Origin of the sequence: Sphingobium sp., from assembly GCF_003248505.1 — a bacterium.
Classification (GTDB): Bacteria; Pseudomonadota; Alphaproteobacteria; order Sphingomonadales; family Sphingomonadaceae; genus Sphingobium.
The window spans coordinates 108766-121997 of the sequence record NZ_QFOA01000002.1 but is presented as its reverse complement, the minus strand read 5'-3'; the positions used below and the strand labels follow the sequence as shown (position 1 = coordinate 121997).

The following is a 13232-nucleotide window of genomic DNA, read 5'->3' as shown; positions in this document are numbered from 1 at the left end:
AGCTTCGAAAGTTACGCGGGCCGTGGAATGTCCAAGAAAGTACTGAGACTGTTGAAAAACGGCTGCTTGCGACCGTGACGAGGGCGTGATTCACTCCTGGAAGGCGGCAGGGGGTCACGGACATGATGGGTCGGCAGGTAGCACAGGGCGCACTGTTCTACGGGTTCCAGCTCGACGACCATGTGCCGGCCGGCCACCTGCTCCGACGCATCGACGGGCTGCTCGACTTCGGCTTCGTGCGCGAGGCGCTGGCGGCGAGCTATAGCACGAGCGGGCGGCCCTCGATCGATCCGGAACTGATGCTCAGAATGCTGTTGATTGGCTACCTGTTCGGCATACGCTCGGAACGCCGCCTGTGCGAGGAGGTGCACCTCAATCTCGCCTATCGTTGGTTCTGCCGGCTCGATCTGGCTGACCGGGTACCCGACCATTCGACCTTCTCCAAGAACCGGCACGGCCGCTTCCGCGCCTGCGACCTACATCGTCTGCTGTTCGAGCAGGTAGTCGCGCGGTGCGCCGCGGCCGGACTGGTAGCGGGGCGCGACTTGGCGGTGGACGGCAGCACGATCATGGCCGACGCCAGTCGCGAGAAGAAGCTGAAGGGGGCCGACGCCGCAGACGAGCTCCGTGCCGGGGAAAGCATATCGCGACCCGTCGCCGAATATCTGGCGGCGCTCGATGCCGCGTTGCCGCCAAATCCCGATGAACCTGTGTCCGTCGATCCGACCAGCATCTCGCCGACGGACCCGCAGGCGGCGCTCACCTGCAAGCACGGACCGGCGCGCTACGCATACGCCATCAACCCCCTGCTCGACCTCGACACCGACTGCATCCTCGACGTGGAGGCGACGCCCGCCCGCTTCGCAGCCGAGGTGGCGGCGACCCGGACACTGGTGTCACGCGCCGGCACCAGGCTGGGCATCGAACCCGCCAGTCTCTCGGCCGACAAGGCTTATGGTAGCGGTCCGCTGCTCGGTTGGCTGATCGACCGGAACATCACGCCATACATCCCGGTCATCGACCGGACCCGCCAGCGGGACGCATTCTTCACCCGGGATGCCTTCCGCTACGACCGGGAAGTGGATGCCTACCGCTGTCCGGCGGACAAGCTGCTCGGCTATTGCGGCACCAACCGGACCAAGCAGGTGCGCGTCTACCGAAGCCGGCCGGCCGATTGCGCCGCCTGCGAGCTGAAGCCGCGATGCACCATCGGTCCGAAGCGGGGTGTCACCCGGCTTGTCAGCGAGGAAGCCCGCGATACCGTGCGCGCCCTTGCCGGCACCGACGCCTATGTGCACGCACGGCGTCGAAGACAGCGGATCGAGCGCGTGTTCGGCCACCTGAAACGCAACCTGGGGCTACGAACGCTCAAGCTGCGGGGCCTAGCAGGAGCCGCCGAAGAGTTCACCATGGCCGCCGCGGCATACAACCTTCAGCTGCTCGCCCGGCAAGTCGCGCCGGCCTGATACGCGGCGCATCATCCGGTGTCCGGCATCGCCAGCCATCCGCCACGCCGATTTCGCGCAGGCCTTTTTCAACAGTCTCTACTGATTGTAGAAGACGAAATTTTCGTCGCTCTCGAGATCGAACAGATCGTCGAAGATGCCGGGTTTGCGGTTCAGGCGATCGCCGCCGATCTGGAAGGGGCGATGCGAAGCGCCGCCGATTGCGACATCGCTTTGGTCGACCTGAACCTGCGCGACGGGCCGACAGGGCCGAAGATCGGCACCTTCCTGTCCACCCAACACGGCGTTCGCGTGATTTATGTCACCGCCAACCCGTCGCAAATCGGGGACGCGTCGGTCTGTGCTCTTGGCGTTATCACCAAGCCTTTCCGGGCGCATAGCATCGCTGCGGCCCTTCAATTGGCTGCGGCTGACGAACCCGAACTGACAGCAGCCGAAATTTCCGGCTTCATGCCTTTCCTGCCGCGCGGCTCATTGAACGCGCCGGGATCCAGAGGGTAAGACACAGGCCCTCGTCCTGCCAATTCCGCTCCAGCCTCCCGCCCAGCTGCCGTTCCACGCTCAGCGTCATTAGTCGGCTCCCGAATCCATCTATCCTGCCGGGCTTGGGTGACGGGCCGCCCCGTTCGTTCCAATCTATCCTAACATCATCGCCTTCATGGCCGACGTGCACTTCGACCGTACCGTCATCGACCGATAGCGCGCCATATTTGGCGGCGTTGGTTGCGAGTTCGTGGAATAGCAGAGCCAGGGGCGTCGCCGAGCGGTCGTCGATCTGCGGATCGTCGCCGGTCATCACGATACGCGTGTGCCCCGCTACCTGATAGGGCGCGAAAATCTGACCGAGAATGCCGTACAACCGGCCCAGCCCCTGCCCCAGCTGCGGCGCGGATTCGACGCTGTGCGGCCGCACGAAATCATGCGCACGACCCAAGGACATGATTCGGTCTCGCAGATCGTCAGCGACCTCTCGAATCTCGGGATGTTGTCGCGCGGAAAGGGCAATAAGGCCCGCGATCACCGAAAAGATATTCTTGATGCGATGCGACAGTTCGTGCGCGATCATTTCGCGCTCTTCCATCATCAGCTTTTGTTCGTGAATATCGGTACATGTCCCGATCCAACGGACGATCGTGCCGCTGCTGTCGCGGATCGGCAGCGCCCGGCCCAGCGTCCAGCGATACTGGCCGCTGTGATGGCGCAACCGATATTCGATCTCATAATGTTCACCGGTGTCGAGGCTGCGGCGCCATTTCGCCCAGGCGCGATCCCGGTCGTCGGGATGGAACATGTCGTTCCACCCTTCCCCATCGGTCGATCCGACCGCAACACCGGTATATTCGTACCAGCGCGCATTGTAATAATCGTGGAACCCATCAGGCAATGTCGACCAGACCATTTGCGGCATGGTATCGGCCAGAGTCCGGAACAGGCGTTCGCTGTCCGCTACCGCGGCAGCGTCCATCTGCTGGCGCAGGATAGTGTCCCGGTCGCGACGGCGCCCTTCCAGTTCAGCCATTACCTGCCGCGCCAGAAGCGCCAGCCCATCGCGTTGCAGTGAGGTCAGTTCCTCGCGAGGCACGGTATCGATGACGCACAGCGCGCCCAGCGGGTCGCCATCGGCACCGACCAACGGCGCCCCCGCGTAGAACCGGATATGCGGCGCTCCCGTGACGAGCGCGTTGTCGGAGAATCGCGCATCGCGAGTTGCGTCCGGTACGATGAAGAGATCTTCTCCCATCATCGCGCGTGCGCAAAAGGACACGTCGCGCGGCGTTTCCTCGACATCGAGACCGCATCGGGCAAGGAAGCGTTGGCGCACATCCTCTACGATGCTGACAAGAGCGATAGGCGCATCGCACAATTTGGCGGCAAATGCCGTGATCTCGTCGAGCGTGCGGAAGCCCCCCGCGTCGAGATCGTAAAGGACAAGCAGCGCTGCCCGGTCGGTGGCGAGGCCCCGGCCCTCAGCCATCGCTGACACGCTCGATATCGGCACCGACCGCCGACAGCTTTTCTTCCAGGCGTTCATATCCCCGATCGAGATGATAAACGCGCTGGACCTGCGTTTCGCCTTTCGCCGCCAATCCGGCGAGAATCAGGCTCATCGAAGCGCGAAGGTCGGTGGCCATCACCGGCGCGCCCACCAGCCCGGAAACGCCCCGTACCACGGCGGTACGCCCGTTGACGGCGATGTCCGCGCCCATGCGTGCGAGTTCAGGCACATGCATGTACCGATTTTCAAAGATCGTCTCGGTCAGAACCGACGCGCCGTCCGCCAGCGTCAGCATCGCCATGAACTGCGCCTGCATGTCGGTCGGAAAGGCCGGGAAGGGCGCTGTCGATATCGACAGGGGCTTGAGCTTCCCATCCGACGCGATGCGAATACCGTCGCGATGCGTGTCCACCTGCACGCCCGCTTCGCGCAAGGCGGCGAGGATCGCATGCATGTCGTCGGCATTTGCCCCGATGAGGTCGAGCGACCCGCCCGTGATGGCGGCGGCGCAGGCGTAGCTGCCCGCCTCGATCCGGTCGGGCATCACGCGATATGTGGCTCCATGCAGCCGCTCGCGACCGCGGATCACCAGCTTGTCGGTACCGATCCCCTCGATATCCGCACCCATGGCGACCAGCAGGTTGCAAAGATCGACGATTTCAGGCTCGCGCGCCGCATTTTCCAGCGTACAGATACCCTTCGCGAGCACTGCCGCCATCACGGCATTTTCCGTCGCGCCCACCGACACGACCGGAAAGGTGAAGATCCCGCCGGGCAACCCGCCATCGGGCGCGCTCGCGCGAACATAGCCCGCCGTCAGCTCGATCTTAGCCCCGAACGCTTCCAGGGCCTTCAGATGCAGGTCGATCGGACGGTTGCCGATTGCGCAGCCTCCCGGAAGCGATACCCGCGCCTCGCCCGCGCGGGCGAGCAGCGGGCCGAGCACGAGGATCGACGCGCGCATCTTTCGCACGATGTCATAGGGCGCTTCGGTCGATGTGACGCGGCCTGCCCGCATCGTCATCACCCGCCCGAAATCCTCGGGCCGTGCGCCTTCGATCATCGTCGATACGCCGAGCTGGTTGAGCAGATGACCGAAGCTGTCCACGTCCGCAAGGCGCGGAAGATTGCGCAGCGTGACCGGTTCATCGGTCAGCAACGCGCAGGGAAGCAACGTGAGAGCGGCGTTCTTGGCGCCGGAGATCGGAAGGCGGCCGGACAGCGGCTTCCCGCCCCGAATATGAATACGGTCCATCGGACAGGTTTCATAGCGTGTCCTGCGCCCCGCGCAAGGCGGCTCAGAGCGCTCGTTGCGCCGGATTCGACAGACTTTGGTGCAGCGACAAAGATTATTTCACGGCCCATTCAATCCTTGATCGAGTTTAGTGCGCCACCGGCGAATGCAGCCAAAAGGCGATTAAGGCGTTTTGCCTGCGTAACGACATGCGAGGAAAAGGGTTTTTTGTGTCGACGAGCTGCTTTGCAGAGAGGCTGGCGAAACAGACCCCTCTGACAGACCTGGAGCGGGCCGCGCTGGCCCGGCTGGAGGAAAATCCGCGCAAGGTGAAGCGCGGCGCGATGATCCAGCGGGTCAACGAAACCGTCACCGAACTGTTCGTTCTGCGTGAAGGACGGGTGATGAGCTTCGTCATCCTGCCTGACGGCAGCCGCCAGATCCTGCGCGTTTATTTTCCCGGCGACTTCATTGGCTCGGCGAGCACGATCTACAACCGTGCGCCGGAATCGCTGGTGGCTCTGTCGGACGCTGTGGTATGCCCATTCGACAAGCATGCGCTGCGCCGCCTGCTGGAGGAATCGCCGCGGGTCGCCGCGCTTCTTTTTCTCCTCTCCAATGCGGAGCGGATTTCGATGACGGACCGGCTCGCGGCGTTGGGGCGCACGTCGGCCAAGGCGCGCGTTGCGTCTTTCCTGCTGGACATGTTCGACCGGCTGCGCGTCACCGACGATCGGATCACCGACAGTTTCGAACTGAAGCTGACGCAGGAGGAGATCGGCGACTCGATCGGCCTGACATCCGTGCACGTAAACCGCATGATCCGGCAAATGGAGCAGGAGGGCCTCATCAGCCGCGCCAACGGTCGGATGACCCTGCTCGACCTCGCCCGGCTGGAAGAGATCGGCCACTATACCAACCGGCACAAGGATATGGACCTGGACTGGCTGCCTGTCGGCTGACAGCCGCAACCAAGTTCAGGCCAGCAGTTCGACATCCCAGTAAAGCCAATCGTGCCAGCTTTCATGCAGATAGCCGGGCGGAAAAGCTCGCCCATGTTCCTGAAGCTGCCAGCTCGTCGGACGGATCGGCTGAACGTGAAGCCGCATTCCAGCCTCCTTGGGCGTGCGCCCGCCCTTGCGCAGGTTGCAGGGAGAACAGGCGGTGGCGACATTTTCCCATGTCGTACGCCCGCCTGCCCGACGCGGGACGACATGGTCGAAGGTCAGGTCATGCGTCGCGCCGCAATATTGGCAGGCGAACTTGTCGCGCAGGAACAGGTTGAAGCGAGTGAAAGCGGGATGTTCGGACGGCTTCACATATTGTTTGAGGGCGATGACTGACGGAATCTTCATCTGGAAACTGGGGCTGTGGACTTCCCGCTCGTAGGACGAGACGATGTCCACCCGATCCAGAAAGACCGCCTTGATTGCAGTTTGCCAGGGCCAGAGGCTCAAGGGATAATAGCTGAGCGGCGTATAATCCGCATTGAGGACGAGCGCCGGGCAGTTTTCCGGGTGCCGTATGAGGTCGGGATGGTACATAGAACGCCTTCTACCCCCTTGCCGACGCCGCTGATTGACCAGCAACGTGACACGGGCATGACAGCATCAACGAATATCTCTCGTCAAGAGCCTGTATGACCAAAGCCGCCTGCCCACAGCATATGGTGACCCGCTTCGCGCCCAGTCCGACCGGGCGGCTGCATGTCGGGCACGGCTGGTCGGCGCTGATGGCGCACGACATGGCGCGGGCGGCGGGAGGCACTTTCCGCCTGCGAATCGAGGATATCGACGGCACACGCAGCCGCCCCGAACATGTCGCGGGCATCGTCGAGGATCTGAACTGGCTCGGCATTCGGTGGGACGGCGAAATCCTGTTCCAGTCGCAGAGGCTGCCCGCTTACGATGCCACGCTCGATCGGTTGCGCGCGATGGGATTGCTTTACCCATGCTTTTGCACCCGCGCCGATATTCAGGCGAGCCTTTCCGCCCCGCATGGTACTGAAGGGCCGATCTATCCGGGCACGTGCCGCGCTCTGGGGAAGGATGAACGGGCCAGCCGGATCGCCGGGGGAACGCCTCACGCTTGGCGCATCGACATGAAAAGCGCCGTGGCGCGCGCGGGGCCGCTCGGCTGGACCGCCCTGCCCTTCCCGCCCACGCCCGGTGCGCCCGTCGCCGAAATCGTCGCCCGCCCGCTCCTCCACGGCGACGTGGTGCTCGCGCGCAAGGACGCTCCGGCGAGCTATCACCTCTCCTGCACGCTGGACGATGCCGCGACGGGCGTAACGCACGTGCTGCGCGGCGAGGATCTGCGCGGAGCGACGGATATCCACCGGCTGTTACAGGCGCTTCTCGGCCTGTCATCGCCCGCCTATATCCATCATCCGCTGCTGGTCGGATCGGATGGCAAGCGGCTGGCAAAACGCGACGGGTCGATCGCGCTGGCCGATCTGCGCAGGCAGGGTGTCGCGCCCGACGCACTTACCCTTGCCCTAAGAGACAGGCGCTTTCCGGTTGGCATCGGTCTGGCAAGCGCTTAGGCTCCGACCCATGAACACGATCCTGGTCATCGCCCTCATCCTTGCCATGATCGCGACGCTGGTCGCGTTGATCCGGGGGATCGTCGCCTTCCTCCAGACCACGAAGGAGGATCTCAACCGCCCCGAAAGCGAAGGGCCGAGCCCCGCACGGCTCAAGCAAAACAAGATGATGATCAACCGTGTGCTGTTCCAGGCGGCAGCAATCATCATCGTCGCCATCCTGTTGCTGGCGAAGGGCCACGGCTGACGTTAAGGACTGCGGCCATGGTGAAGCTCAACAAAATTTATACCAAGACCGGGGACAACGGCACTACCGGCCTCGTCGACGGCAGCCGCGTTGCCAAGGACGCGCCGCGGATGCAGGCCGTGGGCGACGTGGACGAAGCCAACAGCGCCATCGGCGTTGCGATCGCGACGCTTGGCGACCGGCCCGAAACCGCTTGGCTCACCACCATTCAGAACGACCTGTTCGATCTCGGTGCCGATCTCGCCACACCCATTCCCGAAGGAGCGGACGAACCCTGGGCGCTACGCGTCGTGGAAAGCCAGATCGCGCGGCTTGAAGCGCAGATCGACGACATGAATGCCGATCTTGCGCCCCTCGACAGTTTCATCCTCCCAGGCGGTAGCGCGGGTGCGGCGGCCCTTCATCTCGCTCGCGCGATCACGCGCCGGGCGGAGCGCAGCGCGGTGGCCGCCGCGCAGCGCGATGCCCTCAACCCGCAGGCGCTCGCCTATCTCAATCGCCTGTCGGATCTGCTGTTCGTGATGGCCCGGCGGCTGAACGGCAATGGTGCCCGCGACGTGAAATGGGTGCCGGGCGCATCCCGCTGACCCGCCATCCACCATCCTTTCGACTCACCTCAGGCACGGCCCGCCCGGTACCGCTCGGTTAACCCTGTTCCTTCAGCCGTGGTTTAGGCGCTTGGCAGGATGGGTGCAGGGACATCATCAGGGGCCGTCCGTGCAATTTTACCTCGCCACATCCTTCCTTTTTCCCCGCTCGCTCCGCCTGAGACTTTTCAGCCTTTGCTTCATCGCGACCCATCTGCCGCTTGTCGGCTATCTTGTATGGGGCTTTGCGGGCGGCCGGATCATGCTCGGCGAATTCCTGTTCCTCACTGCGATGACCGTGGTCGGCACGGGCATCGCGCTGATCGGCATCGGCGCATTGCTGACGCCGATACAGGCGCTGGCATCCGCGCTGCAGCCCGGAACGACCAAGTCGGAAACGCTGCCCGAGGTCGGCGATATGATCCGCTCGCTCTATACCGGGCTTGATCGCGCTGCCCGCGAGACGGGCGACCGGATCGACCGGCTGCATCGCGCAGCGCATGAAGACGCACTGACAGGCATCGCAAACCGGCGCGGATTTCTCGCTCATCTGGCGCAGCGTCCGGATGGAAGGAAAAAGGGGTGCGTTGCCCTTATCGACATCGATTATTTCAAGCGGGTCAACGATCTGCGGGGGCATGAGGAAGGGGACCGGGTGCTTGTCGCCTTTGCAACCCGATTGTCCGCGCTGGTGCGCCGCGCCGATCTGGTCGCGCGCTGGGGCGGGGAGGAGTTCGCGATCTTTTTCGAGGACTGCATCGAGGACGAAGCGAGCTGGACGCTCGCCCGTATCGCGGCTCAGTTGCGCGACCGACCAATCAGTGAAGTCCATGGTCGCCCGATCAGCTTTTCCGCCGGGATAGCTCGCTGGAACGGTGCCGATATCGGGGAAGCGATTGCCCGCGCCGATGCCGCCCTTTACGATGCTAAACAACAGGGGAGAGATCGAATTTCCCGTGCCATGCCGTCACCGCAAAACGCCTGAAGCGACATCTCAAGGGAACAAAGCTCCGTCCCGTTCGCTTGGAGTTTAGAGAGGGGCTCAACCCTATCGAGAAGGGGGCAGACATGGCCAAAAGCTGGATGGATGCCCGGCAGGACGATTTGGCGGCGCGCTATAGCGCGGTTCGCGAACTGACCAATGCTCTTACCGCGCCGCTATCCGATGCCGACGCCACAGTTCAGTCCATGCCTGACGCTTCACCGGCGAAATGGCATCTCGCCCATGTCAGCTGGTTTTTCGAAACATTTGTGCTGCGGGATCATGTCGAAGGCTATCGGCCATTCGATCCGCGTTTCGCTTTTCTGTTCAACAGCTATTACGAGGCCGAGGGTGATCGCCATGCCCGGCCCCTTCGTGGCATGCTGACCAGGCCAAGTCTGGACGACGTGCGGGCCTATCGCGCTCATGTCGACGAAGCGATGATCCGCGCGATTGGCCTTTTGCCGCATGCGGCGCGGGCTCTGGTCAACTTGGGCCTCCATCATGAGCAGCAGCATCAGGAATTGTTGCTAACGGATCTGCTGCACCTGTTTTCGCTCAATCCCCTCGAGCCTGCTCTGTTCGTGTCGCCGCCGGCTGCGTCGGTTGACCTGCCGGGCGCCTTGCACTGGATCGAAGGGCGTGAGGGCCTGGTCGAGATCGGCGACGACGGACGGAGCGACTTTTCCTTCGACTGTGAAGGCCCCCGTCACCGCGCAATTCTGCACCCCCACGCCCTTGCGCATCGACCTATAACCAATGGCGAATGGATCGAATTCATCGAGGATGGTGGATATCGCACGGCCTCTCACTGGCTGTCCGATGGCTGGGCGTGGGTGAAAGAGGAGCGGATCGGCGCTCCTATGTACTGGAAACATGGTGAGCAGGGATGGACGCGGTTCGGGCTCGACGGACGCCAACCTGTAAATCCCGCAGCGCCCGTCACCCACATCAGCCTTTATGAAGCGGACGCCTATGCCAGTTGGGCAGGCGCGCGCCTGCCGACGGAAGCCGAATGGGAAAGTGCCGCGCAGAACATCCCTCCCGCCAGCGGCAATCAACTCGACGGAGCGGGTTGCCCTCGCCCTCGTCCGGCTGATCAGGGAAGTACGCTCGACCAGATGTTCGGCGACGTGTGGGAATGGACCGGCAGCGCTTACCGTCCCCACCCCGGCTTTCGCACCGCACCGGGCGCTGTCGGGGAATATAACGGCAAGTTCATGTCCGGTCAGTTCGTGCTGAAAGGCGGCAGCGCCGCGACGCCGCGCGGCCATATGCGCACCAGCTACCGCAACTTTTTCTACCCCCATCAACGTTGGCAGTTCACAGGGCTGCGCCTCGCAAAGGATCTGTAACGACATGCTGCTGACCGAGCGGACCCCGACTTTCTCCGCAGCCATAGATCCTGCGTTCCGCCGTGACATATTGGAGGGCCTGTCCCGCTCGCCCAAGGCGACGCCGCCGATCTGGTTCTACGACCGAAAAGGGTCTGAACTGTTCGAGCAGATCACGGACCTTCCCGAATATTATCCCACGCGCACCGAAACGGCATTGCTGAAGACGCATGGCAACGATTTCGCAGCTGCGGTCGGTCAAGGCCGTGCGGTCGTGGAATTTGGCGCTGGCTCGTCCCGCAAGACGCCGCACCTCCTTCGCGCGATCTCGCCTGCTGCCTATGTGCCCATCGATATCAGCGGCGACTTCCTTCACACGAGCAGCGCCGAACTGGCCGGTGCATTTCCGGGCCTTCCCGTTCTTCCGGTCGTCGGGGATTTCAACGGCCCGCTCGATTTGCCCTCCGCCATTGACGGGATGCCGCGCCTCGGCTTCTTCCCCGGATCGACCATCGGCAACATGGAACCATGTTCCGCCGTCGATCTCCTCCGAGCGATGCGGGAGCTTTTGGGGCGCGATGCCATGCTGCTGATCGGCATGGACCGCATCAAGGACCGCGATCGGCTGATCCCCGCCTATGACGATGCGGCGGGTGTAACTGCCGCATTCAACATGAACCTCATCGAACGGATCAATCGCGAGCTGGACGGTGACATGCCGCTTGACGGTTTCACCCACCGGGCGATCTGGAACGACGCGAAAGCCCGGATCGAAATGCATCTGGAAGCTTCGCGGTCGTTGCAATTTCACGTTGCTGGCCAGCCTTTCCAAATGGATGCGGGCGAAACCATCCACACCGAAAGCAGCCATAAATATGGCGAACGTGACCAGCGACTTCTTCTGCGCGCAGGCGGTTGGGAACCAGTTGAGGAATGGACCGATGACGAGGGTCTGTTCGGCATCGTCCTTGCCAAAGCGGGCTAGCTCGTCGCCATCAGCAGATCACGCAAATCTGTAAGGCTCGGCAACACCGCCGCGCAAGCGAGCGTCAGTTCGTCGGTGGGCGGCAGTAAGTCGGGCACCATCACCGTTGCCATCCCCGCCGCCGCTGCCGAGCGTACGCCCGCATGGCTGTCTTCCACCGCGACACAATGCGCAGGATCGGCGCCTAAACGTCGCGCAGCCAGCAAATAGGGCTGCGGATGGGGTTTGGGTCGCTCCACGTCGCTCCGCGTTACCACGACATCGAAATATCGAGCCAGCCCCGCCCGCTCAAGCCTCTGTTGCGCGTAAGGGGCGGCCGTCGATGTCGCCAGCGCCATGGGAATGCCTGCGTGAGCGAGATGCTCCAGCACCAATTCCGCGCCGGGCCTCAGATCGATCCCCGCATCCACCGCCGCCTCGAACAATGCGTCGCTGTCGGCGTAAAATCGGTCGAGCGGGAAATCCGGCCCCATCGCCCGGGCCAGCATCCGCTCATTTTCGTCGCGGTGGATGCCGACCATCGACAGCAGCAGCGCCTCGGACATCGGCCAGCCAATTGCTGCGCCGGTATCTCGGAACGCCTGCCGATGGGCCGCTTCCGTATCCAGCAACGTGCCGTCCATGTCGAAGATGACGGCGTTGATCGGATCGGGAAGCACCGTGCGGGGCGGGGCGGAGGCGCGAGAGGCGAGTGTCATGCAGTCCCATATGGCACCGGCACGTTCCATTTCCATTGCAAAGCGCGCGCCTGCGATTGCACTTGCCCGGTTATTGTATGACCTGCGCTGTCCAGGTGGTGATCCATCTCCATGCGCCCCGACATTCACCCATCGAAGACGCTTCCACCAGACGGAAGCGCGCTCCGTCCCAGACGTAGGTTTCGGCATTGCCGCAATCGCCGATCCCGCGCCCCTTGGCATAGCTTGCCAGTTCCGCCTTGTCCGCCGTCCAGCCGGCATTGACCAGGACGAACCGGCCCTCCGGCTCACCGAAAGCCGCCCTATAATCGAAATCGGCCAAGTGAAAGCTGCGCCGTCCCTGTACGCCCGTGGCGATGACAGGAACGGCCGTCATATTATAGGCACCGCTTCCGCAAGGTACGAGGATCAGCGTCTGTGTGCGTGACAGCGGATGCTGGTCAGGTGCCTCCGCCTCCTTCATCTCGTCAGCGCAGCCGGTCAATTTACCGAGCGTCGTCAACTCTTCGCGCCACAACGGGGCGGGCGGCGGCAATGTGGGAATGACGGCGCGGCGGATCGTAACGAACGGCGGCGCAGGCCGTACGGCATTCGCACCCAGGGGACCGGTGGCGACCAGCGCAGAACTCGTCCCCGCCCGCCCCTGCCGTGCATCCATGTAACGCAACGCAGCCCCCGCTCCGGCAAGCGAAGGCTTGCCCAGAACCCGGGTGCCGTCGCGAATTTCGAGCATGCTCCCGCGCGCCAGGGCAATAGCGAGCGCATCGGCCTGCGCGCCTCGCACCGCCGCTTCGCCATTACGGCTTTGCACGGTCGCCACAGCCCGCCCGTCGACGATGAAACGCATAACGCCCGATCCCCGCGCGTCGCGGCTGGCCCACACTTCGGTAACGCCGCCGGGACCGGCTTCGCGCGCGACCCCGACCATTACCGGATTGTCGGGGATCGCCCCGTCCTGCGGCAACAGCGCGACAGCTTCGCATCGGTTGCGATTGTCGCAGCCGATCGTCCAGTCCTTATAGGTTTCGAGCGTTCCCGGCCTTGGCGCCTGCGCGCTCGCCGTCATCGCCCAGCCCAGTGCCGCCAGCGCGGTCACGCCGTAAGAAAATGCCCCCATGACGTGCAGCTTAACCTGCCCACCGTGGTTGCGGCAAGACC

14 protein-coding genes are annotated in these 13232 nt (G+C 63.5%); 9 read left to right on the top strand and 5 right to left on the bottom strand.

The features are described 5' to 3' along the window. Positions 1-122 precede the first annotated feature (122 nt). Together DI606_RS01675 and DI606_RS01670 are read left to right on the top strand one after the other, a co-directional pair. Entirely contained in the window at positions 123-1466 is a 1344-nt protein-coding gene (locus tag DI606_RS01675; protein ID WP_293979268.1) for an IS1182 family transposase, read from the top strand. A 27-nt stretch (positions 1467-1493) separates the two neighbouring features. After that, a complete protein-coding gene (locus tag DI606_RS01670; protein WP_293979348.1) occupies positions 1494-1967 on the top strand; it encodes a response regulator in 474 nt (157 codons plus the stop codon). Here DI606_RS01670 and DI606_RS01665 read toward each other — a convergent pair. Next, the gene (locus DI606_RS01665; RefSeq protein ID WP_293979266.1) at positions 1915-3441 is read right to left on the bottom strand and encodes a PAS domain-containing protein; all 1527 of its coding nucleotides are present in this window, start codon (positions 3439-3441) and stop codon (positions 1915-1917) included. The two genes, DI606_RS01670 and DI606_RS01665, sit on opposite strands and share 53 nt — an antisense overlap. After that, the gene (murA, locus tag DI606_RS01660; protein ID WP_293979264.1) at positions 3434-4717 is read right to left on the bottom strand and encodes a UDP-N-acetylglucosamine 1-carboxyvinyltransferase; all 1284 of its coding nucleotides are present in this window, start codon (positions 4715-4717) and stop codon (positions 3434-3436) included. The genes DI606_RS01665 and murA overlap by 8 nt, the downstream gene beginning before the upstream one ends. Positions 4718-4926: 209 nt before the next feature. Between murA and DI606_RS01655 the strand changes: the two genes are divergently transcribed. Next, positions 4927-5658 (top strand): Crp/Fnr family transcriptional regulator, encoded by a 732-nt coding sequence (locus DI606_RS01655; protein WP_293979262.1) that lies wholly within the window; start codon positions 4927-4929, stop codon positions 5656-5658. Positions 5659-5673: 15 nt separating this feature from the next. Here the strand turns inward: DI606_RS01655 and DI606_RS01650 are convergent, their stop codons facing one another. Continuing rightward, positions 5674-6240 carry an HNH endonuclease gene (locus DI606_RS01650; protein WP_293979261.1) on the bottom strand — a complete coding sequence of 189 codons (567 nt, stop codon included), beginning with the start codon at positions 6238-6240 and terminating at the stop codon, positions 5674-5676. Positions 6241-6335: 95 nt separating this feature from the next. Here DI606_RS01650 and gluQRS point away from each other — a divergent pair, with 95 nt between their 5' ends. The 6 genes from gluQRS (at position 6336) to egtD (ending at position 11376) form a co-directional block, all read left to right on the top strand. Next, complete coding sequence (gluQRS, locus tag DI606_RS01645; RefSeq protein ID WP_293979260.1) at positions 6336-7241, top strand: tRNA glutamyl-Q(34) synthetase GluQRS; 906 nt, start codon at positions 6336-6338, stop codon at positions 7239-7241. 10 nt (positions 7242-7251) lie between these two features. Continuing rightward, positions 7252-7488 (top strand): twin transmembrane helix small protein, encoded by a 237-nt coding sequence (locus DI606_RS01640; RefSeq protein WP_293979259.1) that lies wholly within the window; start codon positions 7252-7254, stop codon positions 7486-7488. A gap of 17 nt (positions 7489-7505) precedes the next feature. Beyond that, complete coding sequence (locus DI606_RS01635) at positions 7506-8075, top strand: cob(I)yrinic acid a,c-diamide adenosyltransferase (RefSeq protein ID WP_293979258.1); 570 nt, start codon at positions 7506-7508, stop codon at positions 8073-8075. A gap of 130 nt (positions 8076-8205) precedes the next feature. Further along, the gene (locus DI606_RS01630) at positions 8206-9060 is read left to right on the top strand and encodes a GGDEF domain-containing protein (RefSeq protein WP_293979257.1); all 855 of its coding nucleotides are present in this window, start codon (positions 8206-8208) and stop codon (positions 9058-9060) included. An 83-nt stretch (positions 9061-9143) separates the two neighbouring features. Continuing rightward, positions 9144-10412 (top strand): ergothioneine biosynthesis protein EgtB, encoded by a 1269-nt coding sequence (gene egtB, locus DI606_RS01625; protein ID WP_293979255.1) that lies wholly within the window; start codon positions 9144-9146, stop codon positions 10410-10412. Positions 10413-10416: 4 nt separating this feature from the next. Continuing rightward, the gene (gene egtD, locus DI606_RS01620) at positions 10417-11376 is read left to right on the top strand and encodes an L-histidine N(alpha)-methyltransferase (protein ID WP_293979254.1); all 960 of its coding nucleotides are present in this window, start codon (positions 10417-10419) and stop codon (positions 11374-11376) included. Here egtD and DI606_RS01615 read toward each other — a convergent pair. Further along, a complete protein-coding gene (locus tag DI606_RS01615; protein WP_293979253.1) occupies positions 11373-12074 on the bottom strand; it encodes an HAD family phosphatase in 702 nt (233 codons plus the stop codon). The genes egtD and DI606_RS01615 overlap by 4 nt on opposite strands. A 70-nt stretch (positions 12075-12144) precedes the next feature. Further along, positions 12145-13191, bottom strand: coding sequence for a DUF1176 domain-containing protein (locus tag DI606_RS01610; protein ID WP_293979252.1), 1047 nt, complete (start codon positions 13189-13191; stop codon positions 12145-12147). Positions 13192-13232 lie beyond the last annotated feature (41 nt).

What these genes read in the sequence shown, in the direction of transcription:
- egtB (WP_293979255.1), top strand. Translation starts at nt 9,144, where the DNA reads ATGGCCAAAAGCTGGATGGATGCCCGGCAGGACGATTTGGCGGCGCGC.
- DI606_RS01610 (WP_293979252.1), bottom strand. Translation starts at nt 13,191, where the DNA reads ATGGGGGCATTTTCTTACGGCGTGACCGCGCTGGCGGCACTGGGCTGG.
- egtD (WP_293979254.1), top strand. Translation starts at nt 10,417, where the DNA reads ATGCTGCTGACCGAGCGGACCCCGACTTTCTCCGCAGCCATAGATCCT.
- gluQRS (WP_293979260.1), top strand. Translation starts at nt 6,336, where the DNA reads ATGACCAAAGCCGCCTGCCCACAGCATATGGTGACCCGCTTCGCGCCC.
- DI606_RS01665 (WP_293979266.1), bottom strand. Translation starts at nt 3,441, where the DNA reads ATGGCTGAGGGCCGGGGCCTCGCCACCGACCGGGCAGCGCTGCTTGTC.
- DI606_RS01615 (WP_293979253.1), bottom strand. Translation starts at nt 12,074, where the DNA reads ATGACACTCGCCTCTCGCGCCTCCGCCCCGCCCCGCACGGTGCTTCCC.
- murA (WP_293979264.1), bottom strand. Translation starts at nt 4,717, where the DNA reads ATGGACCGTATTCATATTCGGGGCGGGAAGCCGCTGTCCGGCCGCCTT.
- DI606_RS01640 (WP_293979259.1), top strand. Translation starts at nt 7,252, where the DNA reads ATGAACACGATCCTGGTCATCGCCCTCATCCTTGCCATGATCGCGACG.
- DI606_RS01650 (WP_293979261.1), bottom strand. Translation starts at nt 6,240, where the DNA reads ATGTACCATCCCGACCTCATACGGCACCCGGAAAACTGCCCGGCGCTC.
- DI606_RS01635 (WP_293979258.1), top strand. Translation starts at nt 7,506, where the DNA reads ATGGTGAAGCTCAACAAAATTTATACCAAGACCGGGGACAACGGCACT.
- DI606_RS01675 (WP_293979268.1), top strand. Translation starts at nt 123, where the DNA reads ATGATGGGTCGGCAGGTAGCACAGGGCGCACTGTTCTACGGGTTCCAG.